19 protein-coding genes are annotated in these 23,126 nt (G+C 60.4%); 6 read left to right on the top strand and 13 right to left on the bottom strand.

All coding sequences use genetic code 11. The annotated features are described in order from the left end of the window. Positions 1-160: 160 nt before the first annotated feature. The 3 genes from BLW70_RS07725 to asd all read left to right on the top strand — a co-directional run bounded on the left by BLW70_RS07725 (position 161) and on the right by asd (position 3,639). Entirely contained in the window at positions 161-1,693 is a 1,533-nt protein-coding gene (locus BLW70_RS07725) for an HDOD domain-containing protein (protein WP_074873178.1), read from the top strand. A gap of 251 nt (positions 1,694-1,944) precedes the next feature. Continuing rightward, complete coding sequence (locus BLW70_RS07720; RefSeq protein WP_074873175.1) at positions 1,945-2,760, top strand: rhodanese-like domain-containing protein; 816 nt, start codon at positions 1,945-1,947, stop codon at positions 2,758-2,760. An 18-nt stretch (positions 2,761-2,778) separates the two neighbouring features. Then, positions 2,779-3,639: an archaetidylserine decarboxylase gene (gene asd, locus BLW70_RS07715; protein WP_074873173.1), complete on the top strand. Its 861-nt coding sequence runs from the start codon at positions 2,779-2,781 to the stop codon at positions 3,637-3,639. A 55-nt stretch (positions 3,640-3,694) separates the two neighbouring features. Here the strand turns inward: asd and BLW70_RS07710 are convergent, their stop codons facing one another. Further along, a complete protein-coding gene (locus BLW70_RS07710) occupies positions 3,695-4,096 on the bottom strand; it encodes a lectin OAA family protein (RefSeq protein WP_042932429.1) in 402 nt (133 codons plus the stop codon). Between the two features lie 198 nt (positions 4,097-4,294). On the opposite strand from BLW70_RS07710, the gene BLW70_RS07705 reads away from it, so the two are divergent. Further along, positions 4,295-6,073 (top strand): molecular chaperone, encoded by a 1,779-nt coding sequence (locus BLW70_RS07705; RefSeq protein WP_074873170.1) that lies wholly within the window; start codon positions 4,295-4,297, stop codon positions 6,071-6,073. A 178-nt stretch (positions 6,074-6,251) separates the two neighbouring features. On the opposite strand, the gene serB is transcribed toward BLW70_RS07705, so the two are convergent. Next, the gene (gene serB, locus BLW70_RS07700; protein WP_008153333.1) at positions 6,252-7,466 is read right to left on the bottom strand and encodes a phosphoserine phosphatase SerB; all 1,215 of its coding nucleotides are present in this window, start codon (positions 7,464-7,466) and stop codon (positions 6,252-6,254) included. Between the two features lie 135 nt (positions 7,467-7,601). Here serB and BLW70_RS07695 point away from each other — a divergent pair, with 135 nt between their 5' ends. Next, positions 7,602-9,134 (top strand): AhpA/YtjB family protein, encoded by a 1,533-nt coding sequence (locus tag BLW70_RS07695; RefSeq protein WP_074873167.1) that lies wholly within the window; start codon positions 7,602-7,604, stop codon positions 9,132-9,134. Positions 9,135-9,384: 250 nt separating this feature from the next. Here BLW70_RS07695 and BLW70_RS07690 read toward each other — a convergent pair whose 3' ends face one another. From BLW70_RS07690 to BLW70_RS07650, 9 genes are all read right to left on the bottom strand, one after another. Next, positions 9,385-10,098: a PqiC family protein gene (locus BLW70_RS07690; protein WP_074873166.1), complete on the bottom strand. Its 714-nt coding sequence runs from the start codon at positions 10,096-10,098 to the stop codon at positions 9,385-9,387. 176 nt (positions 10,099-10,274) lie between these two features. Then, the gene (parC, locus tag BLW70_RS07685; protein ID WP_074873163.1) at positions 10,275-12,542 is read right to left on the bottom strand and encodes a DNA topoisomerase IV subunit A; all 2,268 of its coding nucleotides are present in this window, start codon (positions 12,540-12,542) and stop codon (positions 10,275-10,277) included. Between the two features lie 7 nt (positions 12,543-12,549). Continuing rightward, positions 12,550-13,074, bottom strand: coding sequence for a retropepsin-like aspartic protease family protein (locus tag BLW70_RS07680; RefSeq protein WP_074873160.1), 525 nt, complete (start codon positions 13,072-13,074; stop codon positions 12,550-12,552). Next, the gene (locus BLW70_RS07675; RefSeq protein WP_074873158.1) at positions 13,071-14,060 is read right to left on the bottom strand and encodes an esterase-like activity of phytase family protein; all 990 of its coding nucleotides are present in this window, start codon (positions 14,058-14,060) and stop codon (positions 13,071-13,073) included. The genes BLW70_RS07680 and BLW70_RS07675 overlap by 4 nt, the downstream gene beginning before the upstream one ends. Then, positions 14,060-15,964: a DNA topoisomerase IV subunit B gene (gene parE / locus BLW70_RS07670; protein ID WP_074873155.1), complete on the bottom strand. Its 1,905-nt coding sequence runs from the start codon at positions 15,962-15,964 to the stop codon at positions 14,060-14,062. The genes BLW70_RS07675 and parE overlap by 1 nt, the downstream gene beginning before the upstream one ends. A gap of 55 nt (positions 15,965-16,019) precedes the next feature. Further along, positions 16,020-16,628 (bottom strand): YqiA/YcfP family alpha/beta fold hydrolase, encoded by a 609-nt coding sequence (locus tag BLW70_RS07665; protein ID WP_074873152.1) that lies wholly within the window; start codon positions 16,626-16,628, stop codon positions 16,020-16,022. 186 nt (positions 16,629-16,814) lie between these two features. Beyond that, entirely contained in the window at positions 16,815-17,630 is an 816-nt protein-coding gene (gene cpdA, locus BLW70_RS07660) for a 3',5'-cyclic-AMP phosphodiesterase (protein WP_074873149.1), read from the bottom strand. A gap of 104 nt (positions 17,631-17,734) precedes the next feature. Next, positions 17,735-18,187 carry a DUF1249 domain-containing protein gene (locus BLW70_RS07655; RefSeq protein WP_074873145.1) on the bottom strand — a complete coding sequence of 151 codons (453 nt, stop codon included), beginning with the start codon at positions 18,185-18,187 and terminating at the stop codon, positions 17,735-17,737. Next, entirely contained in the window at positions 18,178-18,795 is a 618-nt protein-coding gene (locus BLW70_RS07650) for an NUDIX domain-containing protein (RefSeq protein WP_074873142.1), read from the bottom strand. The genes BLW70_RS07655 and BLW70_RS07650 overlap by 10 nt, the downstream gene beginning before the upstream one ends. 229 nt (positions 18,796-19,024) lie before the next feature. On the opposite strand from BLW70_RS07650, the gene BLW70_RS07645 reads away from it, so the two are divergent. Continuing rightward, complete coding sequence (locus BLW70_RS07645; RefSeq protein ID WP_074873139.1) at positions 19,025-19,771, top strand: RsiV family protein; 747 nt, start codon at positions 19,025-19,027, stop codon at positions 19,769-19,771. Here the strand turns inward: BLW70_RS07645 and cytX are convergent. Both cytX and thiC read right to left on the bottom strand, forming a co-directional pair. After that, positions 19,740-21,032 (bottom strand): putative hydroxymethylpyrimidine transporter CytX, encoded by a 1,293-nt coding sequence (gene cytX / locus BLW70_RS07640; protein ID WP_074873136.1) that lies wholly within the window; start codon positions 21,030-21,032, stop codon positions 19,740-19,742. The two genes, BLW70_RS07645 and cytX, sit on opposite strands and share 32 nt — an antisense overlap. Positions 21,033-21,172: 140 nt before the next feature. Continuing rightward, positions 21,173-23,062 carry a phosphomethylpyrimidine synthase ThiC gene (gene thiC / locus BLW70_RS07635; RefSeq protein WP_074873133.1) on the bottom strand — a complete coding sequence of 630 codons (1,890 nt, stop codon included), beginning with the start codon at positions 23,060-23,062 and terminating at the stop codon, positions 21,173-21,175. Between the last annotated feature and the right edge of the window lie 64 nt (positions 23,063-23,126).

The raw sequence follows: 23,126 nt of genomic DNA, 5'->3' as shown, positions 1-23,126 counted from the left end.
GAGAGCACTTACTGAGTCGGGTTCAAGGTCATATTCGGAAGTTAAAAAATCTCTTCTTCTACTTATCGGCAAAACTGCGCCAGACTATAGCCAGTTCAGGCGAAAAGCCAATTTGGCCCGCTCCGGGCATAGGTAATGCAGACGGTGATCGCGTCCAGACATGGCTAACGAAACGAACGTTCCAATTCCAAAACCGACCACTCTCGAAGGCTGGGTCAAGCTTCTCGATGGCGTGCGCCTGCCGGTTCCGCAAGCCAGTCATGACCGTGTCTGCAAGGCCATCGCCAACAGTCGCAGCTCTCTGCGCGATATCGCCGAACTGATACAGGACAGCCCGGCGCTGGCCTTGAGCGTGATTCGCGAAGCCAATCGCCACACCCATGGCAGCATGACCGAACCTGCGGAAAACCTTGAGGTGGCGATCAATCGCCTCGGTTTGAAACGCACCGAAGAACTGCTCGCCCGGTTGCCTGCCCTGCCGCAATCGGAGATCCCGATTGCCCTGCGTCAGCTGCAGCTGATCAGCCAGCACGCGACCCAACAGGCCAACGGTTTTTTCGCCAGTCGCCTGGCGCGACTGTGGCAGGACATCCACTGGGGCAGCCTGCTGTTTCTCTCGCCGCTGTGGCCGATGGCATTGACTCATCCGCAGTTGCTCGAAGAGTGGGAACTGCGGGTCATGCACAAAGGCGAGTCGGCACACAACGTTGAAAAGCAATTGTTCGGCACGCGTCTGCTGGAAATCTGCCTGGCGCTCGTGGACATCTGGCGCCTGCCGATCTGGGTGCAGCAGGGTTATCGGCTGCTGCTCAACGAGCAGCGTGAGCTGGTGAAAGTGCTGCGCATCGCGCGCGACAGCGATCATCCATTGCGCCAGCAGAACCGCCTCGATGACGACCCGACGCTGCGTCGCTGGCTCAATCAGCCGGCCAATACGGTGCTGCTGGCCAACGGTCTGGCGCTGTCGGCGCAGCAGTCCTGGAACAGTCCACACAGTGAGCGCTGGCAGTTCCTGACCAGCCTTTACCTGCAAATGCCGATGGACGAAGTGCAGCAGCAGTTGCACCAACAGGCCGCCAACAGCGCCCGCCATCACGCCATGCCAGACCTTTGGCACCCCGCCGTTTCGCTGATCTGGCCGTGGGGCATGAACCGCGTGCACGCAGGCTTGCTGCCGGCCCCGGCGCCGACCGCCGAAGACCTGGCGAAATGGCGCAGACAATGCGCCGAGCTGCTGGTCGAGCCCAGCCGCTTCACCAATGCCATGCACTTGACCACGTCTGCCCGGGACGCTTTGGTCGCGTGCGGCATGCGTCGGGTGATGATCCTGATGGCCGACCGCACCCACGCCCATCTGCGAGTGCACCAGACGGCCGGGCTGCCAAAGGAAGCGGCCGGCCTGAATTTTGTCGTCAGCCAAAGCACCGTGCTGCAACGCCTGCTCTCGCAACAAGCCCAGGTGCGCCTGACGCCGACCAACAACGCACAATTCTCGGCCATGCTGCCGGCCAGCCTGCGCTCGCAGTTCGGCGGCGAACACCTGCTGCTACGCTCACTGGTCAATAACGGCCGGGTGATCATGATTGTGGTGGCGGATCAGGGCGGCGGACCGTTCTCTGAAATCACCGTACAAGCCTTCGGCAAAACCGCGCAGTGCATCGAAAAGGCACTGCACAGCTTTAGTCACCGCTAGCAACGAAAGCCGCATCGGCCTGTAGCAGCTGTCGAGCCCCGGCGAGGCTGCGTTCGGCTGCGAAGCAGTCGTAAAATCAGGGATTGCGGTATATCCGGCAGATCGCATTCGCCAGGTTCACGACTGCTTCGCAGCCTCGCCGGGGCTCGACAGCTGCTACAAGCCCCGTTGTTTCCCCTGCCGAAATAACTGATAACAGGCCCTCATGACGCTGCTATACAATCCTCCCCTTTGTGCTCTGGAGACCTCACATGTCTGACTTCTCTGGCTTGCCGCTGGTGATCGAGCCGAGCGACTTGCTCCCGCGTCTCGACGCCCGCGAACTGATTCTGGTAGACCTGACCAGCAGCGCCCGCTATGCCGAAGGGCATATCCCCGGTGCGCGTTTTGTCGATCCGAAACGCACGCAACTCGGTCACGCGCCTGCGCCGGGACTGATGCCGCCGCAAGCGGCGCTCGAAGCGTTGTTCGGTGAGCTGGGACACAACCCTGATGCGGTCTACGTCGTCTATGACGACGAAGGCGGCGGTTGGGCCGGGCGCTTTATCTGGCTGCTGGATGTCATCGGCCACAGCAAGTACCACTATGTCGACGGCGGCCTGAAGGCCTGGCTGGCAGAAGGCTTGCCCATGTCGATCCAGATCCCGGCGCCGGTCGGCGGCCCGGTTGCGTTGACCCTGCACGACGAACCCACTGCCACCCGCGAATACCTGCAAAGCCGTCTCGGTGCCGCCGACCTGGCGATCTGGGATGCACGCGGGCCGCTGGAATACTCCGGTGAGAAAGTCCTGGCAGCCAAGGGCGGGCACATTCCCGGCGCGGTCAATTTCGAATGGACCGCGGGCATGGATCAGGCGCGCAACCTGCGCATCCGCACCGACATGCCGCAGATCCTGGAAAAACTCGGGATCAGCAAAGACAAAGAAGTCATTACCCACTGCCAGACTCACCATCGTTCTGGCTTCACCTATCTGGTGGCCAAATCCCTCGGTTATCCGCGGGTCAAAGGCTACGCCGGTTCCTGGGGCGAATGGGGCAACCATCCCGATACGCCCGTAGAGCTTTAAGGTTTTTAAGGACAGTTAATGAATAAGCGTTTGTTTATCCTCAGCCAATACCTGCTGCCCCATCACTTGCTGTCGCGCCTGGCCGGCTGCATTGCCGAATGCCGCGTGCGCTGGTTCAAGAACGCCTTCACCGCCTGGTTCGCCAAGCGTTATCAGGTGGACATGTCCCAGGCGCTGGTCGAAGACCTGACTGCCTACGAACACTTCAACGCATTCTTCACCCGCGCCTTGAAGGATGGCGCTCGCCCGCTGGACGAGACGCCTGGCGCGATCCTCAGCCCGGCCGACGGTGCGGTCAGCCAACTTGGCCCGATCGAACACGGTCGCGTGTTCCAGGCCAAGGGCCACAGCTTCAGCGTGCTGGAATTGCTGGGCGGCGACACTGCCAACGCAGCGCCGTTCATGGGCGGCGATTTCGCGACTATTTATCTGTCGCCGAAGGACTACCACCGCGTGCACATGCCGTTGGCCGGCACCTTGCGCGAGATGGTCTACATCCCGGGCCGGATCTTCTCGGTCAACCAGACCACCGCCGAAAACGTTCCGGAACTGTTCGCCCGTAACGAGCGTGTGGCGTGCATTTTCGACACCGAGCGCGGGCCGATGGCCGTGGTGCTGGTGGGCGCAATGATCGTTGCGTCGATCGAGACCGTCTGGGCCGGGCTGGTCACGCCGCCGAAACGCGAGCTGAAAACCTTCCGCTACGACGAAGCTGCCCGTGCGCCGATCCATTTGGAGAAAGGTGCAGAACTGGGTCGCTTCAAACTGGGTTCGACCGCTGTCGTGCTGTTCGGGCCTGATCAAGTGAAGTGGGCTGAAGAGCTGGCGGCCGGTTCGCCGGTGCAGATGGGCCAGGGCATGGGCCTGGCAAAAGACTGATCACTGATCCGACCCCGCGAACGTCTTCGCGGGGTCGGACATTTCGGTGGTGCCGTTACTCTATCTGTCCACGGAAGCCGATTGGCCCTTCGTTGGCGTAGGTATTGGTGCCACTGAGGTTTTTCCCTCCATCACTGGAGGTCACGCTCAACGCCACAACGTTCTGATTATCACGGCCACCGATGACCCATTTGCCACCCGGATGCCATGGAGCGTCGTTGCCGCCCCACTGATTTTCAACGTTGTACTGGTTCTGGCCCGTGCGCTGAGCCTTGAAGCCAATGGGACCTTCACCCGCATACGTCATGGTGCCGGTGAAACTCTTGCCGCCATCGCCCGATTTGATCTCGATCGCGACAACGTTCTGGTTGTCCCGCGCGCCTAGCGTCCAGTCTCCGCCCGGATGCCAGGGTGCCGAACTACCGCCCCATTGATTTGCCACTACGTATCTAGACATAAACTTCATCTCCTTGAAGTTACAAGAGACCTGCCCTGCGTAGGCAGCAGGCCGTACGACTGTGCGTATCCAGTCGCACGACTGTCAGATTAGTAGTACGCCCGGATGACACTCGACTGACAGACAAACGGTAAAAATCCATAGCTGCTACAGTCAGATCATTCACTGCCCATTGACCGGTTGGAGTTTTTTCACGGCATGAATGAGACCAGCCCCCATCTTCTGCTACGCGCGCCCGTTCCGCTGCAGGTGCGCCTGTCGTTCTGTGAAGCCACCCCGCGCGATCTCAAGCGCTGGATCGCCAATCTGCCCAAAGCCAACATCGGTGAAACCGCTCGTCAGCTATATAAAGGCTTGAGCGAACTCAATCAGCTGTTCACACCCAGCGACAATCGCCTGCAATTGCTCGAACTGCTGCGGCCTGAGGTGTATTACGTCTGCAAACACCTTGAGCAGCATTTCCTGCATCAATCGATTGTCCTCGACGAGCGTTCCCGCAAGATCGCCAACCTCTGCCAGGCGCTGCAAAGTCACTTGGCCATTGGCTATAAACAGATCGTGGTGCGCATTACACCGAAGTTCAGCAAGGACCGTGCGCCGCTGCTGACCCAGGCGCTGCAACGGGCGATCCATTGCCTGAACGGGCCGCTGATTCGCGCGACCAAACTCTATTGCCCGGTGCCGGAAGGCTTGTGGCTGGAGTTGCATCAGCTCTACCGAATCGCCTGCGCGCACCGGCTCCAGCACACGAGCCTGCGCGATGAGCTGGCCAGCCAGACGCAAATCCTGAGTATCGAACAGACGTACGTGGTCGCCTTGCTGCTGGGCGCCTCACGCTGCAACCAACTGCGCCAGCATCAGATTGCCCGGGTGGCCGAGGTGCTGGAGCCCTGGAGCCGATGGATCAAGCTGCAACCGGGCATGCCGGCCACCGGGTTGTTTGCCGTCGCGCAAGACCTCGACACCGGGCCGCGTTACCGCACCAAGTTCCGCGCAGAACAGCAGGAGAGTTTGCTGGGGATCGATCCGCAGCCGTTGGTCGCGGCAATTGAAGCTCATCTGCAAAAAAATGACAGTTCATCGCCACTGCCCGTGCCGGCGGGATTAAGCCTGGACACGTTGCAACACCTTCATGCCGCCTGGGGCCAGACGGCCGAGCGCGGTTTCCAGCGTACCGTGGGCCATGGCACGCTGACCCTGTGCCTGGGCATGAGCGCGCTGCATTTTTATCTGGGTGGGCAACGCTCATTCAGCGACATCCTGAAAAACCCCGGCGCCCGGCCTGCACAGTTTTCGGTGACGCCTGTGTCCGGCCGGGAAAAGGACCAATGGCACCATGCCTTCGACGCTGCACCCCAAGGCAATCCAGACGCTTTATTGCCCTACGAAGAGATCGAATATCCACAACTTCAGAATGACGACAGTCGCGAAGCGTCCGACCGCAATCAGCACTTCCCGACCCATGTCCTGTCGGTGGTCAATCACAGCCCCGGCGGTTACTGCCTGGCCTGGCCTGGCGCAGTGCCGGCCGAGTTGCAGGCCGGTGAGATGGTCGGCATCGAGGATGCTGCCGGTCAGGGTTGGAGCATCGCGGTGGTGCGCTGGATCCGCCAGGTGCGCGGCGGTGGCACGCAGATGGGGATCGAGCAGGTTGCGCCCTGCGCCGAGCCTTGCGGCCTGCAACTGGTGCGTACCCACGATGACCACAGCCAATACCTGCGCGGCCTGTTGCTGCCGCAAATCAGCGCCATCGACGTGCCGGCCACTTTGCTCGCGCCGCGCCTGCCCTTTCAGGAGGGCAACAAAGTCATGATCAATACCCACGGCGAGGAACGTCGAGTCGGGCTGGAACGGCGGCTGGCGAGCACCAACAGTTTCAATCAGTTCGCCTACCGTCCACTGGAGGCAGCCAGAAACGACAACGCCGCGGTGAGCGGCGCTGAGGAGGATTTTGATTCGCTGTGGAAAACACTTTGAGGAAGTAGCCGATCCCTGTGGCGAGGGGACTTGTCCCCGTTGGGCTGCGAAGCGGCCCCCAGCGTTCTCTCAGGCAGACCGAGTTATCTGGATTTGCGACTGCTGCGCAGCCGAACGGGGCGGTGCGGCGTTCCGACAAGCCCCCTCGCCACAGGCGCCTTGTCAGTCAATACGAGACTTAAAGCTGCCCGTCGCGATCCCGGAAACCCAGCAGATACAGCACGCCATCCAGCCCAAGGGTGGAAATCGCCTGCTTCGCCGACTGCTTGACCAGCGGCTTGGCACGGAACGCTACGCCCAACCCGGCAATCGCCAGCATTGGCAAATCGTTGGCGCCGTCGCCGACCGCAATGGTCTGCTCCAGACGCAAACCTTCCTTGTGCGCCAGTTCCTTCAGCAGATCCGCCTTGCGTTGCGCATCAACAATCGGCTCGACCGCCACGCCAGTCACTTTGCCGTCCACGACTTCCAGTTCATTGGCGAACACGTAGTCGATGCCCAGCTTGGCCTGCAATTGCTTGGCGAAATAGGTAAAGCCGCCCGACAGGATGGCGGTCTTGTAGCCCAGACGCTTTAGTTCGGCGAACAGTGTTTCGGCACCTTCGGTCAACCGCAGGGAGGCGCCGATGGAATCCAGCACGCTGACGTCCAACCCTTTCAACAAGGCCAGGCGCTCCTTGAAGCTGGCGCGGAAGTCCAATTCGCCGGCCATCGCCCGCTCGGTGATCGCAGACACCTGATCACCGACGCCGGCAGCCTTGGCCAGTTCGTCGATGACTTCGGCTTCGATCAGCGTCGAGTCCATGTCGAACACCGCCAGGCGACGGTTACGACGGAACAGTGAATCTTCCTGGAAGGCGATGTCGACGTTCAGTTCCTGCGCGACGCTGAGGAATTCGGCCCGCAGCGCTTGCGGATCAGCCGCTTCGCCACGAACGGAAAACTCGATGCAGCCCTTGCCCTGATCGGCCGGGGTGTCCAGCGGCATGCGCCCGGACAGACGATCGATGTGGTCGATGTTCAGGCCATATTTGGCAGTGATCGAACTCACGGCCTGCAATTGCCCGGCGGTCACTTTGCGGGTCAGCAGGGTCACGATGTGGCGTTTCTTGCCTTGATTGCCAACCCACTGCTGGTAATCCTCTTCGGACACCGGTGTGAAGCGCACCTGCTGATCGAGCTTATACGCCGTGAACAGGATGTCCTTGAGCACCGACTTGCCTTGCTCGGTGTCAGGAATTTCAACCAGGATGCCGAACGACAGGGTGTCGTGGATCACCGCCTGACCAATGTCGAGAATGTTCACACCACCCTGGGCCAGAACGCCGGTAATGGCCGCAGTCAGACCCGGACGGTCGACTCCCGTGATGTTTATCAGGACGATTTCGCGCAAGGCGCACCCCCGCAAGTGGAAAAAAACCGCATTCTACCTACATTCAGTGACCATCGGGCACCGTGAGCGCTTTGACGGTCTAGGGCCTGTCGCTATACTGCGCGTCAACTTCACGGACAAAAGAGCCGAGCTCAAGTGAACCGGCCCACGCCAGTAAAAACCGATAACTTCTTTCTGCTGATCTTCCGTGCACTGCGCCACCGCCGTGTACCGATTGCATTGCGCATCGCCAGCCATAACGTGATCCTGGTCGCTCTGGCCCTGGTGATCTACGCCTGCGTAATGGGTTTGCAGTTCAAGCAGGCCATGCACGAACAGGCGGATGCGCTGGGCGAAAGCCTGACCACGCAGACGGCCACGTCCGCCACGGAGCTGTTGGTGTCCAACGACATCCTCAGCCTCAACGTGCTGCTCAACAACCTGACCAAAAACAAGCTGGTGGCTCACGCTGCCATCTACAGCGTGGATAACCGCATCCTCGCCGAAGCCGGTCAGCGCCCCAAGCACAGCCTGCTGGGCGAAGCCGAAGGCATGTACCAGAGCAAGATCACCTTCCAGGATGTGACCGCCGGGCAACTGCGCATCAGCCTGGACATGGATCAGTTCCAGCAGCCGATGACCATCAGCCTGCAAAGCATGGGCATTTTGAGCGCGATTCTGCTGGCGCTGTCCCTGGCCTTGAGCCTGCGCCTGGGTCGGCACATCTCCACGCCGTTGCTGCAATTGCGAGTGTGGCTGCGCCATATCGACGAACACACCCCGGCCACCGAGCGTCAGGATGAGATCGGCGATCTGGCCCGCCAGCTGCACGCCGACTTCGCGCCAGAGCCCGCCGAGCCGGAACCCGCTCCCGAGCCTGAATACGACGAAAGCGACTACGAAGACGCGGACGATAACGAGCCAACCTTCGAAGTGCGCAATTTGCGTGACCCGAGTTTCGATGAAACCAAGCCTGTGGCCGGCCTCAAACCTGCACCACGGCGCATTGTCAGCACCGTTGAAGACGATGATGACGACGATGCCTTTGCCGACTTGCGTGATGAATCAGCGGCGACCGCGCCGAAACCGCTAGTCAAACCGCAACTGTCGAACGTGCCGCAGCACAGCGCAGTGCTGGCCGTGCAACTGGGCGCCCAGGATCAACTGCGTCGCCTGCCCCGCACACGCCTGGAAGAACTGCTCAAACGCTATCGCGACTGCCTCGATCAGGCCGCCTCGCTCTACCAGAGCGAACTGCACACCCTGAACGATGGCAGCACGCTGATGCTGTTCCACACCGAAGACAGCGGCGACGACTACCTGACCAACGCCATCTGTTGCGGTGAGCTGTTGCGGGCTCTGGGCCATCAATTGCAGATCGAAGTCGCCGACAGCGGCATCACCCTGCAATTGCAATTGGGCCTGACCCTGGGTGACGAGCTGTTCGGCCTGAGCCAGATCGATCTGCTGCTGACCGAATCCGCCCAGGATGCGTTGGCCCTGTCGCAACACAGCCGCAACCTGTTGCTGGTGGAGCGCAAGATCGGTGACGACGCGCTGATCCGCCAGCGCGCACGAATCCGACCGATCGCCAGCCCGGAAGGCGCTTGTTGCGTAGAGCGGCTGATGGAGCCTTATCCGTCGATGCTCGAGCGGCAACTGGCGCGGATGCACGAACGCCGGGCGTAACTAGCCCCGTTATGAAAAAGCCCGCAGACGAGTGATTGTCTGCGGGCTTTTTTGTTGCCTGTCCTGGCCTCATCGCGAGCAGGCTCGCTCCCACAGGGATCTTCTGTGGACGCATCCTCTGTGAGCATCAGATATCCCCTGTGGGAGCGAGCCTGCTCGCGATGAGGCCCTCAGCAGCAAAGGAGATCCCCAACCCGCAGAAACAACAAAGCCCGCACATGGCGGGCTTTGTTCCTGGATCAATCCAGGCTTAGAACCTGAACACTTCCATATCGGTCCTGATCGGCGAAGCCATCGGGATCTTCGGTTGTTTGTCTTGCCCGGCTGCCGGTGCCGCAGGCTTTGCAGGAGCTTTACGTGGCGCCTCGGCGATCGGTGGCTGATTCGCCAGCGGCTTCAGCGCCGTCGACAGTTGCTGGGCCAGACGCTGCAACAACACACCCTGGGCCTGAACCTGAGCCGCCGTCCCACCCGCATGTTGCTCTTGCAGATGAATGATGCGGTTATCACGAACCTGGCCACGACGGTCGATCAGACGCCATTGCGCATCAAGGATCGCCGGTTGCGACTCACCCGAGTCCAGGCGAGTAATCGTCAGGAGAACCTGCACATCCGGCGTGAAGCCTACTGTCGCTGGCGCCAGCACCACGCGCTGGCTGTCCAGATGACCGGCGACCTGACGCAGCAGCAGCTGGTCGATATCCGACGACAGGCTACCCGCCCAACGACCATCCGTCGAAGCTTGCAAGCTGCCATCCGGCTGTCGCTGCAACAACGTTTCGCGTTGCAGGTAATCGGCAACCGTTACCGGACCCAACAATACCGCCATGCCCGCGCTTTGCGCAGGCTGAGCCGGACTTCCGCTGTCCAGCTGATACAGCGACACCGGTTGGTGAACGCTGCAACCCGCCAGGCCAAGAACGCCGGCGAGCATCAAAATAAAAGGAAGGCGCAGAGCAGTCATCGTCCCATCCAGGTGGTTGCCACAAGGCTAACCACAGTGAAAATACTCAAAAAATGTGAAGAACGCTCGGCCACGCCGGCGCTTGAAAGGCCATATCATCCGTGAATATGCGTTCCGACTCCAGCGGCAAAGCGTCGATCTACGCGTTAAATCGTAGATCGAGCGCTCTAGGACGCTTAATTGAGGTTTTCGACGAGCAGTGCATCTACCCTCTGAAAGCCACGTGGCAGTTTGTTACCACGACGCCCACGCTCACCTTTGTAGTGTTCGAGGTCGTCTGCTTTTAGTGACAAGGTACGTTTTCCGGCCTGCAACACCAATGTGGCGCCATCCGGCAGTACGGCGATGTCCGTGACATATTCTTCGCGGCTGGCCACACGCTCGCCGGAAATCCCGATGATCTTGTTGCCTTTGCCCTTACCTAATTGTGGCAGGTCGCTGATTTTGAAAATCAGCAGGCGACCTTCGGTAGTCACCGAAGCCAGCCAGTTCTGTTCACGATCAGCCACCGGACGCGGCAGAATCACCTTCGCGTTGTTCGGCAGACTCAACAGAGCCTTACCCGCCTTGTTCTTGGCTTGCAGGTCTTCACCTTTTACCACGAAACCGTAACCGGCATCGGACGCAATCACGTACAGCGAGTCGTCTTCCGGCATCAGCACGCATTCAAAGCTCGCCCCCGGTGGCGGCGTCAGACGACCGGTCAGCGGTTCACCCTGGCCTCGGGCCGATGGCAGCGTGTGCGCGGCCACCGAATAGCTGCGACCGGTGGAGTCGATAAACACCGCAAACTGGTTGGAGCGCCCGGGCGCCAGAGCCTTGAAACCGTCCCCGGCCTTGTAGGAAAGCCCGGTGGCGTCGATTTCGTGACCCTTGGCGGACCGAACCCAGCCTTTTTCCGACAGGACGACGGTCACTTTCTCGTTTGGCAGCAGATCGTGCTCGGTCAGGGCCTTGGCTTCGGCGCGTTCGACGATTGGCGACCGGCGGTCGTCGCCGTACGTTTCGGCGTCCTTGATCAGTTCGGTGCGCACCAGTTTTTTCAGTTTGGCTTCGCTGCCCAGCAGGGCTTGCAGCTTGGCTTGTTCCTTGAGCAATTCATCCTGCTCGGCACGCAGCTTCATTTCTTCCAGTCGCGCCAATTGACGCAAACGGGTGTCGAGAATGTAGTCGGCCTGGATTTCGCTCAGGGCGAAACGCTCGATCAGCGCGGCTTTCGGGTGCTCCTCGGTGCGGATGATGTGAATCACTTCATCCAGGTTGAGGTAGGCGATCAACAAACCGTCCAACAGGTGCAGGCGACGCTCGACCTTGTCCAGGCGGAATTGCAGGCGACGACGCACAGTCTGCACCCGGAATTCCAGCCACTCGACCAACAGCGCGCGCAGGTTTTTCAGTTGCGGCTTACCGTCCAGACCAATGATGTTGATGTTGACCCGGTAGCTCGACTCCAGCTCGGTGCTGGCGAACAGGTGGGTCATCAATGCATCGTGGTCAAAGTTTTTGCGTGCGCCGGGAATAATCACGATCCGGCACGGGTTTTCGTGGTCGGATTCGTCTCGCAGGTCGGCGATCTGCGGGGCTTTCGACGGTTTGGCCTGCATCATGGCCGCGATCTGTTCCAGCACCTTGGCGCCAGACACCTGATGCGGCAGCGCGGTGACGATGATGTCGCCGTCTTCGACGTGGTAAACAGCGCGCATGCGCACCGAGCCCTTGCCGGTTTCGTACATTTTCAGCAGGTCGGCGCGAGGCGTGATGATTTCCGCTTCGGTCGGGTAATCCGGGCCCTGGATGTGTTCGCAGAGTTGCTCGACCGTGGCTTTGGGCTCATCGAGCAAACGCACGCAAGCCGTGGCGACTTCGCGCAGGTTGTGCGGCGGTACGTCGGTGGCCATGCCCACGGCGATGCCGGTGGTGCCGTTGAGCAGGATGTTGGGCAAACGCGCCGGCAACACCAGCGGCTCTTCCAGCGTACCGTCGAAGTTCGGCCCCCAGTCCGCGGTGCCCTGGCCCAGTTCGCTGAGCAGCACTTCGGAATAACGCGACAGCCGCGCTTCGGTGTAACGCATGGCGGCGAAGGACTTGGGATCATCCGGCGCACCCCAGTTACCCTGGCCGTCGACCAGCGTGTAGCGGTAGCTGAATGGCTGGGCCATCAGGACCATGGCTTCGTAGCAGGCCGAGTCGCCGTGCGGGTGGAACTTGCCGAGCACGTCACCGACGGTACGCGCCGACTTCTTGTGCTTGGAATCGGCGTCCAGCCCCAACTCGCTCATCGCATAGATGATGCGCCGCTGTACCGGTTTCAGGCCGTCGCCGATATGCGGCAAGGCACGGTCCATGATCACGTACATGGAGTAGTTGAGGTAGGCATTTTCGGTGAAGTCAGCCAGTGACCGGCGTTCTACACCGTCCAGGCTGAGATCAAGGGAGTCGCTCATGCGGGCCTCATCGGTTCGTTGTCTGGCGCAGCAGCATGGTGCCACCGCGCTGGGTAAATTCAAGTTTGTTCAGCGCGCTCATTCCGAGCAGCACTTGTTTGCCATCCAGACCCGGCACGACGAGGGCGCGCACATCACGCAGCACAATGTCGCCCAGTTGCAGGCGCTCGATGCGGGTTCGATAACCCTGGGTGCGGCCGTTGGCCGTGCTCAGAGTCACCCCGAAGCCTTTTTCCAGTTTCAGCCGTTCGGCCATTTCCGCCGGGATCGACACGTCGGTCGCCCCGGTATCAAGCATGAAATCCACCGACTGGCCGTTGATCTGGCCGCTGGCGACGAAGTGCCCCTGGTTGTTACTGGCCAGTTTGACCTCGATAAAACCTTCGCCCTGCTCCGAGCTGACCACAATATTAGGATTCTGCTGACGCGCTTCCCACTGGCCGAAAAATCGAGTGGCCAGAAACAGCGCCGCGCACCAGGCCAGCACCATTAACACCCGACCAACGCGTTTGCCTGGCGGCTGCTGACTCATGACTTGGCACTCCAGCCACCTTCAGGCGCGGCAAAGCGCCAGACGATCGGCCGTTCCTCGCCATCGGCGCGGGCATCGTTGTTGTTGTCAGTGCCAATCCACGCGCCCTCGGCGTCAACAATCAACGCTTCGGTCAGGCCATAGGGATTTGAATAGCGGCGCTGCACCTGCAAGGCTTCATCGGCAAAGGACCAGCAGCGCTCGACCTTGGCCGTCACCGAATCACGGCGGCAGATCTGGTAGGCGTTGCGCTCAAGGGTAAACAGCTTGCCGTTGAACAGCGACAGGTCGGCGAAGTCTCGGGTCACCGCTTTGGCTCGGGGAAACGGCGCCGGCTGCATTTCTTTCCCGGCTTCGCTCAGCAACACACAGCCACCATCGCAATCCCAGACCGTCTGTTTGCGCTTGATCAGCAACAAGCCACGGCTTTGACGCTCAGAGGCGAGCCACAATTGATCACCCGCCGGATTGATCGCCAGACCCTCGAACAACGCATTGAAGTGCAACAGCATGCCGCTGGCCCGGGCTTCGCGAATCAGCATCGGCGAGATTTTCAGCCAGGACGATGGCCCAACGGGTGGCACTTGCAGAATCGCGGCATGGGATTCGCTGACGAGGTAGCGATTACCGGCGCTGTCGCAGGTGATGCCTTCAAAGTCCAGATCCCCACCACGGACAAACGACGCCACCCAGGTTCGTGAACGCAAGCCCCAGGGCAAACCGCTGTCTGGCACCGGTGGTACGCCGATGGCCACGGTTTCGGCCTGCCATACCTTGTCGCGGGTATCGAGCCGGTAAATCTGGTCGTCGTCGCGATCCGACACCGTCCACAGGTCATTACCGCACTGGGCCAACCCTGACAGGTTGCCGCCGCGCATACCTTCAACGGGATGCTCGGACAACAGGCGCAGTTCCGGCACCGGCTCGGCAACCGCCGAAATCGAGGTCAGAAGCAACGCACACGCCAGGGCAAAGCCAACCCGCATCAGCCAAGAACCTCGGCCAGGTTGCCTTTGGATTCCAGCCAGGATTTGCGGTCACCGGCGCGTTTCTTCGCCAGCAGCATGTCCATCATTTCAGAGGTTGCGTCGAAATCTTCCAGCGTCAACTGCACCAGACGCCGAGTGTTCGGGTCCATGGTGGTTTCGCGCAGCTGCGGCGGGTTCATTTCACCCAGGCCTTTGAATCGTGTGACCTGCGGCTTGCCGCGTTTCTTCTCGGCCACGAGGCGATCGAGGATGCCATCGCGCTCGGCTTCGTCCAGGGCGTAGTAAATCTCTTTGCCCAGGTCGATTCGGTACAGCGGCGGCATCGCGACGTAGACATGACCGGCATCCACCAACGGGCGGAAATGCTGGACGAACAACGCGCACAGCAACGTGGCGATGTGCAGACCGTCGGAGTCGGCGTCGGCGAGGATGCAGATCTTGCCGTAACGCAGCTGGGCGATATCTGCCGAACCCGGATCGACACCAATGGCCACGGCGATGTTGTGGACTTCCTGGCTAGCCAGCACTTCGCTGCCGTCGACTTCCCAGGTGTTCAGAATCTTGCCGCGCAACGGCAGGATCGCTTGAAATTCCTTGTCTCGCGCCTGCTTGGCCGAACCGCCGGCGGAATCACCTTCCACCAGGAACAGCTCGGAACGCATCGGGTCCTGCCCGGCGCAGTCGGCGAGTTTGCCCGGCAGTGCCGGCCCCGCCGTGATGCGCTTGCGCTCGACCTTCTTGCTGGCCTTCAGACGTCGGCCGGCGTTGTTGATCGCCAGCTCTGCCAGCAACATGCCGGTTTCCGGGTTGGCGTTGAGCCACAGGCTGAACGCGTCCTTGACCACACCGGACACGAATGCAGCCGCTTCACGGGACGACAGACGCTCTTTGGTCTGGCCAGAGAATTGCGGCTCTTGCATCTTCATCGACAGCACGAAAGCGATGCGTTCCCAGACATCTTCCGGCGCCAGCTTCACGCCGCGTGGCAGCAGGCTGCGGAATTCGCAGAACTCGCGCATCGCATCGAGCAAGCCCTGGCGCAGACCGTTGACGTGGGTACCGCCCTGCGCCGTCGGGATCAGGTTGACGTAGCTTTCCTGAACGCTGTCGCCACCTTCGGGCAACCACAACAGCGCCCAATCGACAGCTTCTTTGTTACCGGCCAGGCTGCCGCAGAACGGTTCGTCAGGCAGGCGCTCGAATTCGTTGACCGCGTCCACCAGGTAGGAGCGCAGGCCGTCTTCGTAATGCCACTCGACTTTCTCGCCGGTGGCCTTGTCTTCAAAACTGACCAGCAGCCCCGGGCACAGAACGGCCTTGGCCTTGAGCACATGCTTGAGGCGGCTGATGGAGAATTTCGGCGAATCGAAGTATTTCGGGTCCGGGGCGAAGAACACGCTGGTACCGGTGTTGCGCTTGCCGACGGTACCGATGATTTCCAGCTCGGTTTTCTTGTAACCGTCAGCGAAAGTCATCTGGTATTCGTTGCCGTCACGCTTTACGCGCACCCGGACTTCGTTCGACAAGGCGTTGACCACGGAAATACCCACCCCGTGCAGACCGCCGGAGAACTGGTAGTTCTTGTTGGAAAACTTGCCGCCCGCATGGAGCTTGGTGAGGATCAGCTCGACGCCCGACACGCCTTCTTCGGCGTGGATATCCACCGGCATGCCACGGCCGTCATCGCTGACTTCCAGGGAGTGATCGGCGTGCAGGATGACCTGCACCGAGGTCGCGTGCCCGGCCAAGGCTTCGTCGACGCTGTTGTCGATGACTTCCTGGGCGAGGTGGTTGGGCCGACTGGTGTCGGTGTACATGCCGGGGCGTTTACGCACCGGGTCGAGGCCCGAGAGGACTTCGATGGCGTCTGCGTTATAAGAGCTAGCGCTGGGAGTGGCCATGGGGTCTCGTCGTCCGCCTGTAAAAAGAGTGTTCGTTGAAAATAGGGGCGACGGTTCACAAAGCAGTGAAATCAATCGCCTGATACAAATCTGCGCCGATGCCGGCAAAACTCAGCATTGCCGGCAATTGCTCGGCAAAACCCTGGAAGCTATGGTCGCCGCCGGCCTGGATGCGCAAGGCACAGGCCCGGTAATACTGCTGGGCGAGGCGGTAGTCCAGCGTTTCATCGCCGGTCTGCAACCATACCTGATACCGCTGCGGGTCCTGGGGCGCCGGCACTTCCAGCTCGGCCAAGGCCGTCACGTGGTCGTGGGTCAATTCCCAGGCCTCATCGGTATACAGGTTTTTCTGCGTCCCCAGATACCCGTCGAACATCCGGTGCGGGCTGACGGCAGGGTTGATCAACAGGGCCTTGAGGCCATGGCGCTCGGCCAAGTGAGTCGCATAGTAGCCGCCGAGTGAGCTGCCGACCAGCAGTGGCCGCCCAAGCTCCTCAATCGCCTTGTTTAGCTGACCGATGGCCTCACGCGGATGGTGATGCAAGGCCGGGACGCGCAACTGTTCGCTCAAGCCCAGACGTTCCATTACTTGAACCAACTGCGTGGCCTTTTTAGACGAAGGCGCGCTGTTGAAACCGTGGATATAAAGGATCGAACCAGACATTTGAGCTCCCTGTGCGTCGGGTAAAGAAGGCGGAGTTTACAGGGAGTCGGGGGGATCGGGGATATCCGTGGGAACCAGGTTGTCTTGGCGGACGCCATCGCGAGCAGGCTCGCTCCCACAGGGATATGCATTCCAATGTGGGAGCGAGCCTGCTCGCGATGGCCGCGCCGCGGTCTTTCTGAGAGTTCAGTAACCGTTGGAGCCGTAATCGATCTGGAAGTCGAAACCGGTAACGCGTTCCACGCCGGTTTCCAGCTGACCATCCGGCAAAAGCCGCAACCACCGATACCCCGGCGCCTGGTCACTGACCTTGAAATCATCACTGCCCGGTTCGAACTGAATACAGGTCGAAGGCGAGGCAATCAGCCGCACGCCATTGCGAACCTGATCGATCTCTTGATGCACATGCCCCCATAAAACAGCGCGCACCTGCGCAAACCGATCCAGCACGGCAAACAATGCGTCTGGATTGCGCAATCCGATCGGCTCCATCCACGCACACCCGATCGACACCGGATGATGATGCAAGCACACCAGATGATGCCGTTCTGGCGCCTCGCTCAACGAGCGGACCAGCAACTGTAACTGCTCATCCTGCAAATACCCCGGCACCGAACCCGGTACGGCCGAATCGAGCAATGTGACGCGCCAGTTACCGACATCCACCACCGGCTCCAGCAACGCACTCTGCACGGCGGCCTGCGCCATGATCTGCGGCTCATCGTGATTGCCGGGAATCCAGCGCGCCGGCGCATCGAGTTGCCGCGTCAGGTCACGAAACTGCTGATAGGACTCCAGCGTCCCGTCCTGAGAAAGATCGCCACTGGCAATGATCAAGTCGATCTGCGGCTGCTGACGCCGCACCAGCTCGATGACTTTTTGCAGGCTGTCCCGGGTATTCATGCCCAGCAACGTTTCGTCCGTTTCGGCAAACAGATGACTGTCGGACAGTTGCACCAGCAACGCCGGATCGGCGGTGGTCAAAGTGGATACGCTCGGCAAGGCGTTCTCCCAGGGCTGAATCACGGGATGGATGAGTGCCGCAATTATGCTGGGGGATGATCAAAAGGGGAAACCTGTGAACCTGACGCAGTTCACATCTACCGCTACCGCACCACCGCGTACTCGTGTCCGCAGGCCAGGCAATGGCTCAGCCACTCGCCCAGGAACATATTCAGCTGGGCCTTTTCGTCCGGCTGATGCATTGAGGCATTCGGGTAAGGATAGATGCCGCGAAAGCGTCGTGCATGTTCGGCGCTGACCACTTCGGCCATGCACGCGTCGTGATAGACCTGAACTTCCAGTTGCGGCACCGGCAGCCACGGCAGGCTGTGTTCCTGGCGTACTTGCAGGGTTGTGGTGTACGGGCAGACTTGAAGGACTTCGAGGGCCAGTACGCCGAGCATCTGCTCGCCGTGGGTCACGGCTATGCGCCGCGCCTCCGGTTCGTTGCGCATGTCGGGCAGCAATCGCATCAGGCGCGCGTAGTTGGCCTCGCAGGAGGCTTGCAGCCCCACCAGGTCGACCCTATAGCGATCGCGCAACTTGTTTACGACCATAACCCCCTCACTTCAACGCGGTTCAAAGCTAACCATTGCAAGGCAATGATGCTGGCCGCGTTGGCAATTCGTCCGTCGCGTACGGCTTGCAAGGCATCTTCGAACGCCCAGACCGTGACGCGGATATCTTCTGCTTCTTCCTCCAGCCCATGCAGGCCACCGACCCCTACACTGTCACAGCGCCCCAGGTACAAGTGCACAAATTCATTGCTGCCGCCCGGCGATGGAAAATATTTGGTCATCGGCCAAAGCGCCCCGAACACAAGCCCAGCTTCCTCCTGCGCTTCGCGGTGAGCAACTTCTTCCGGCACCTCATCCTTGTCGATCAGACCGGCGACCAGTTCGATCAGCCATGGATTGTCGGTTTTGCTCATGGCGCCGACGCGAAACTGCTCGATCAACACCACTTCATCGCGCTGCGGATCGTACGGCAGCACGCACACCGCATCGTGGCGAACGAACACTTCACGATTGATCTCGCGACTCATGCCCCCGGCGAACAATTCGTGGCGCAAGTGCACACGATCGAGCTTGTAGAAACCCTCGTAGCACTTTTCGCGCCGAACGATATCAACGGCGGTCGGAACGGCGTTGGCAAAATCAGTCATGACTATCCTCGTTTACTGCAAATCCGTTATGAGGCTCCTTTTTGTTACTTGCAACCTCGACTTCGCGCCATCCTAACGCGCCCGCGATGTTTGATGCAGCCCCTTTCCAGTCAGCGGGATAGACGGTGAGAGCAAAACCAACTCTAATCAGCTTAGTGGCGAACTGACTGCTTCGTTGAGAGTCGAAGCGGATAACTTTTTGCCTTTCCCAGTTTCATGAAGGACGCCCATGTCGCTTTTTAAAATCGCCTCCGTGGCTGCAATCGCCCTGACTTTGGGCGCCTGCCAGAGTTTGTTCCAACCCAACTACCGGGCGCCGCTGGAAACTACCCGCGATGCATCCGAACAGCTGAAACCGGGTTGCACAACCGCTGACTGCCCGCTGGTTAACATCGATACGCTGCGCTTCCCTGCCGAACCTGCGCTTGACGGCATCATCGAAAAACGCCTGCTGCAACTGACTCGCACCTCGCCCGACGCCCCGGTGGCGCCGACGCTGGCCGCGTATCGCGAGCAGTTTTTGAGCAGTGCCGGCCCGCGTAACAGCAGTTACTTGCAAGCCAAGGTACGTGAGCAGCATGACGGCTTGGTGATCGTCGAATTTTCCAGCTACCTGGACACTGGCGGTGCCCATGGCACGCCGGGCCGCAGTTTCATCAACTATTCACGCCAGCAGCATAAAGTGCTGACGCTGTCGGACATGTTGGTCCCGGGGCAGGAAGAAGCGTTCTGGAAAGCGGCGCAAGTAGCGCACAACAGCTGGCTGATCAGCACCAAGCTTGATCAGGAGCCAGAGTTCGTGAAGAGCTGGCCCTTCGTCAAAACCCAAAACATTGCGCTGACGTACGGCGGGGTGATCCTCAAGTACGAAGTGAGCACCATCGCGCCATACGCGCTGGGCCACGTCGAACTGAAGATCCCCTACCCGCGCCTGAACGGTATTCTCAAGCCCGAGCTGTTTCCCGGCCGTAGCTGAAGGCTCGACCGAGCAGCAGTTGCAGCAGCCCTGCCAGGATCAGCGACGGCAGGGTTGCGCCGATGTCAGGATACAGATTGGCCAGCAAATGATAGGTACTCACCCCGCCCAACCAGGCGAGCAACGCCGGCCAGCGCAATGCGGCTGACGCCACGCGAGCACTGCGCTTGCGCAGGATGAAGTGATCCACCAGCACCACGCCGAACAGCGGCGCAAACACCGAACCGATCAACAGCAGGAAGTTTTGGTACTGGGCCAGCGGCGCCAGGCAGGCGATTAGTGTGCAGATCACGCCAATTGCCAGTGCCAGATGCTCAACTTTCAAGCGCAGCAGTATTCCGCTGGAAACGGCCGCCGAGTGAATGTCGGCGAAGGCGTTTTCCGACTCGTCCAACAGGATCAGCAGCAGCGGAATCCCCAAGCCGGCACCTGCCAATGCCAACAGCAAGGCATTCACTTCTCCGCTCGGCGCGAACGCCAGGGTGTAGGCCACGCCCAGGCTCATCAACCAGAAGTTACCGATAAAGAAGCCGATCGCTGTACCGCCGAACACGTTTTTTGCACGCTTGCCGAAACGTGAGTAGTCGGCAATCAGCGGCAACCACGACAGCGGCATGGCGATGGCAATGTCGAAGCCCACGGCGAACGGCATCGAACCATCACCGGCCTGCGCCCACAGCGCCGCCAGATCAGCTTTGGCGAACAGGTTCCAGGTCAGCCAGATGCACGCGGCCAGCAGCAACCAGATGCCCCACTTGCGTAGGATCTGTCGCACGAATGTCAGCGGACCACTGACGGCCAGCAAGGTCGCCAAACCACCAAAGAACACAGTCCACAGCAGTGGATTGGACAGCAGGCTGCCTTCGCTGAACGCCCGCGCACCGAGCAGGCTGGCGGCGTCGCGCATGACGATGATTTCGAACGAGCCCCAACCGATCAGTTGCAGCAGGTTCAGCACGGCCGGCAGGCTCGCGCCTTTTGCACCGAGGCTGAGTTTGAGCGCGGCCATCGACGACAGACCGGTGTCGCTACCGATCACGCCGACCGCGGCCAGCAGCAAAACGCCGACCAGCGTGCCGAGGAAGATTGCCAGCAGCGAGCCGGACAGGCCCAGACCTGGCGCGAGCAGAGCGCCGGTCTGCAACACCATCAGACCGATGCCGAGGGAAAACCACAGGGAAAACAGATCGCGGCCGCCGAAGACACGTTTGTCTTGGGGCACCGCGATATCAGGGGAATACGTGCTGGGTTGAATGCTCAAGGGTGTTATCTCAGAGGGGCATTTGTTGTGATCGTTCCCACGCTCCGCGTGGGAATGCCTCTAGGGACGCTCCGCGTCCAGTGACGCGGAGCGTCACGGGCTGCATTCCCACGCAGAGCGTGGGAACGATCAGTACAGGATCAAACCTTCTTGTACAGCTGACTGCCTTCCTGCTTGAACCGCTCGGCCTGTTCCGCCAATCCCTGGGCGACTTCGGCGTCGACGGTTTCGATGCGCTGGTTGGCCGCATATTCGCGGACTTCCTGAGTGATCTTCATCGAGCAGAATTTCGGTCCGCACATGGAGCAGAAGTGCGCGACCTTGGCCGAATCCTTCGGCAGGGTCTCATCGTGATACGAACGAGCGGTGTCCGGATCGAGGCCCAGGTTGAACTGGTCTTCCCAGCGGAATTCGAAACGCGCCTTGCTCAAGGCGTTGTCGCGGATCTGCGCGCCCGGATGACCTTTTGCCAGATCGGCGGCGTGCGCGGCGATTTTGTAGGTGATGATCCCGGTCTTCACGTCATCCTTGTTCGGCAGACCCAAGTGTTCCTTCGGCGTCACGTAGCAGAGCATCGCGCAACCGAACCAGCCGATCATCGCCGCACCGATACCCGAGGTGATGTGGTCGTAGCCTGGCGCAATGTCCGTGGTCAGCGGGCCGAGGGTATAGAACGGCGCCTCGTCGCAGCATTCCAGCTGCTTGTCCATGTTCTCTTTGATCAACTGCATCGGCACGTGGCCCGGGCCTTCGATCATGCACTGTACGTCGTGTTTCCAGGCGATCTTGGTCAGCTCGCCGAGGGTTTCCAGCTCACCGAATTGCGCCGCGTCGTTGGCGTCGGCAATCGAGCCCGGACGCAGGCCATCGCCCAGCGAGAAGCTGACGTCGTAGGCCTTCATGATTTCGCAGATGTCTTCGAAATGGGTGTAGAGGAAGTTCTCTTTGTGGTGCGCCAGGCACCACTTGGCCATGATCGAACCGCCACGGGAAACGATACCGGTCACGCGTTTGGCGGTCAGCGGCACGTAGCGCAACAGTACGCCGGCGTGGATGGTGAAGTAGTCGACGCCCTGCTCGGCCTGTTCGATCAGCGTGTCGCGGAACAGCTCCCAGGTCAGGTCTTCGGCAGCGCCGCCGACTTTTTCCAACGCTTGATAGATCGGCACGGTACCGATCGGCACCGGCGAGTTACGGATGATCCACTCGCGGGTTTCGTGAATGTGTTTGCCGGTGGACAGGTCCATGACCGTGTCCGAACCCCAGCGAATGCCCCAGGTCAGTTTCGCCACTTCTTCTTCGATGGACGAACCCAAGGCGCTGTTGCCGATGTTGCCGTTGATCTTCACCAGGAAGTTACGGCCGATGATCATCGGTTCCAGTTCGGTGTGGTTGATGTTGGCCGGAATGATCGCGCGACCGCGGGCGATCTCTTCACGGACGAATTCAGGGGTGATGATTTTCGGCACGCTGGCGCCAAAGCTGTAACCGGCGTGTTGCTGGTCCAGCAGGCCGGCGGCGCGAGCCACTTCGAGCTTCATGTTTTCGCGGATGGCGACGTATTCCATCTCGGCGGTGATGATGCCTTTGCGCGCGTAGTGCATCTGGCTGACGTTGGCGCCGGCCTTGGCGCGGCGCGGGTTGTTCACGTGAGCGAAACGCAGCTTGGTCAGCTCTTCATCAGCGAGGCGTTCCTGGCCGAAGTTGGAACTCAGGCCTGGCAGGCGCTCGGTGTCGCCACGGGATTCGATCCACGGCGAACGCACATCGGCGAGGCCTTTGCGTACGTCGATGATGACGTTGGGATCGGTGTAAGGGCCGGAGGTGTCGTACACAACGACCGGCGCGTTGACCTCGCCGCCGAAGTCGGTCGGGGTCACATCAAGGCTGATTTCGCGCATCGGCACGAGGATGTCCGGGCGGGAGCCCTGAACGTAGATTTTTTGCGAGCGGGTAAACGGCTGAACCGATTGCTGATCGACTTGGGCCGAATCACTCAGGTTCGTAGTGTTTTTTAGTTTTATCGTCATCACGGGCTCTCCAGACACATCCAGGCAGTGGATTTTTGTCGGAGCGAACCTGTAAACGAATGGA

Origin of the sequence: Pseudomonas frederiksbergensis, assembly GCF_900105495.1 — a bacterium.
Taxonomy (GTDB): Bacteria; Pseudomonadota; Gammaproteobacteria; order Pseudomonadales; family Pseudomonadaceae; genus Aquipseudomonas; species Aquipseudomonas frederiksbergensis.
Note: the sequence above shows the minus strand (reverse complement) of the source record. Positions and strands in the feature narration are given on the sequence as shown.

Excerpts from the sequence above, each read along its gene's own strand:
- BLW70_RS07725 (WP_074873178.1), top strand. The coding sequence starts at position 161 with ATGGCTAACGAAACGAACGTTCCAATTCCAAAACCGACCACTCTCGAA.
- BLW70_RS07720 (WP_074873175.1), top strand. The coding sequence starts at position 1,945 with ATGTCTGACTTCTCTGGCTTGCCGCTGGTGATCGAGCCGAGCGACTTG.
- asd (WP_074873173.1), top strand. The coding sequence starts at position 2,779 with ATGAATAAGCGTTTGTTTATCCTCAGCCAATACCTGCTGCCCCATCAC.
- BLW70_RS07710 (WP_042932429.1), bottom strand. The coding sequence starts at position 4,096 with ATGTCTAGATACGTAGTGGCAAATCAATGGGGCGGTAGTTCGGCACCC.
- BLW70_RS07705 (WP_074873170.1), top strand. The coding sequence starts at position 4,295 with ATGAATGAGACCAGCCCCCATCTTCTGCTACGCGCGCCCGTTCCGCTG.
- BLW70_RS07690 (WP_074873166.1), bottom strand. The coding sequence starts at position 10,098 with ATGACTGCTCTGCGCCTTCCTTTTATTTTGATGCTCGCCGGCGTTCTT.
- parC (WP_074873163.1), bottom strand. The coding sequence starts at position 12,542 with ATGAGCGACTCCCTTGATCTCAGCCTGGACGGTGTAGAACGCCGGTCA.
- BLW70_RS07680 (WP_074873160.1), bottom strand. The coding sequence starts at position 13,074 with ATGAGTCAGCAGCCGCCAGGCAAACGCGTTGGTCGGGTGTTAATGGTG.
- BLW70_RS07675 (WP_074873158.1), bottom strand. The coding sequence starts at position 14,060 with ATGCGGGTTGGCTTTGCCCTGGCGTGTGCGTTGCTTCTGACCTCGATT.
- parE (WP_074873155.1), bottom strand. The coding sequence starts at position 15,964 with ATGGCCACTCCCAGCGCTAGCTCTTATAACGCAGACGCCATCGAAGTC.
- BLW70_RS07665 (WP_074873152.1), bottom strand. The coding sequence starts at position 16,628 with ATGTCTGGTTCGATCCTTTATATCCACGGTTTCAACAGCGCGCCTTCG.
- BLW70_RS07655 (WP_074873145.1), bottom strand. The coding sequence starts at position 18,187 with ATGGTCGTAAACAAGTTGCGCGATCGCTATAGGGTCGACCTGGTGGGG.
- BLW70_RS07650 (WP_074873142.1), bottom strand. The coding sequence starts at position 18,795 with ATGACTGATTTTGCCAACGCCGTTCCGACCGCCGTTGATATCGTTCGG.
- BLW70_RS07645 (WP_074873139.1), top strand. The coding sequence starts at position 19,025 with ATGTCGCTTTTTAAAATCGCCTCCGTGGCTGCAATCGCCCTGACTTTG.
- thiC (WP_074873133.1), bottom strand. The coding sequence starts at position 23,062 with ATGACGATAAAACTAAAAAACACTACGAACCTGAGTGATTCGGCCCAA.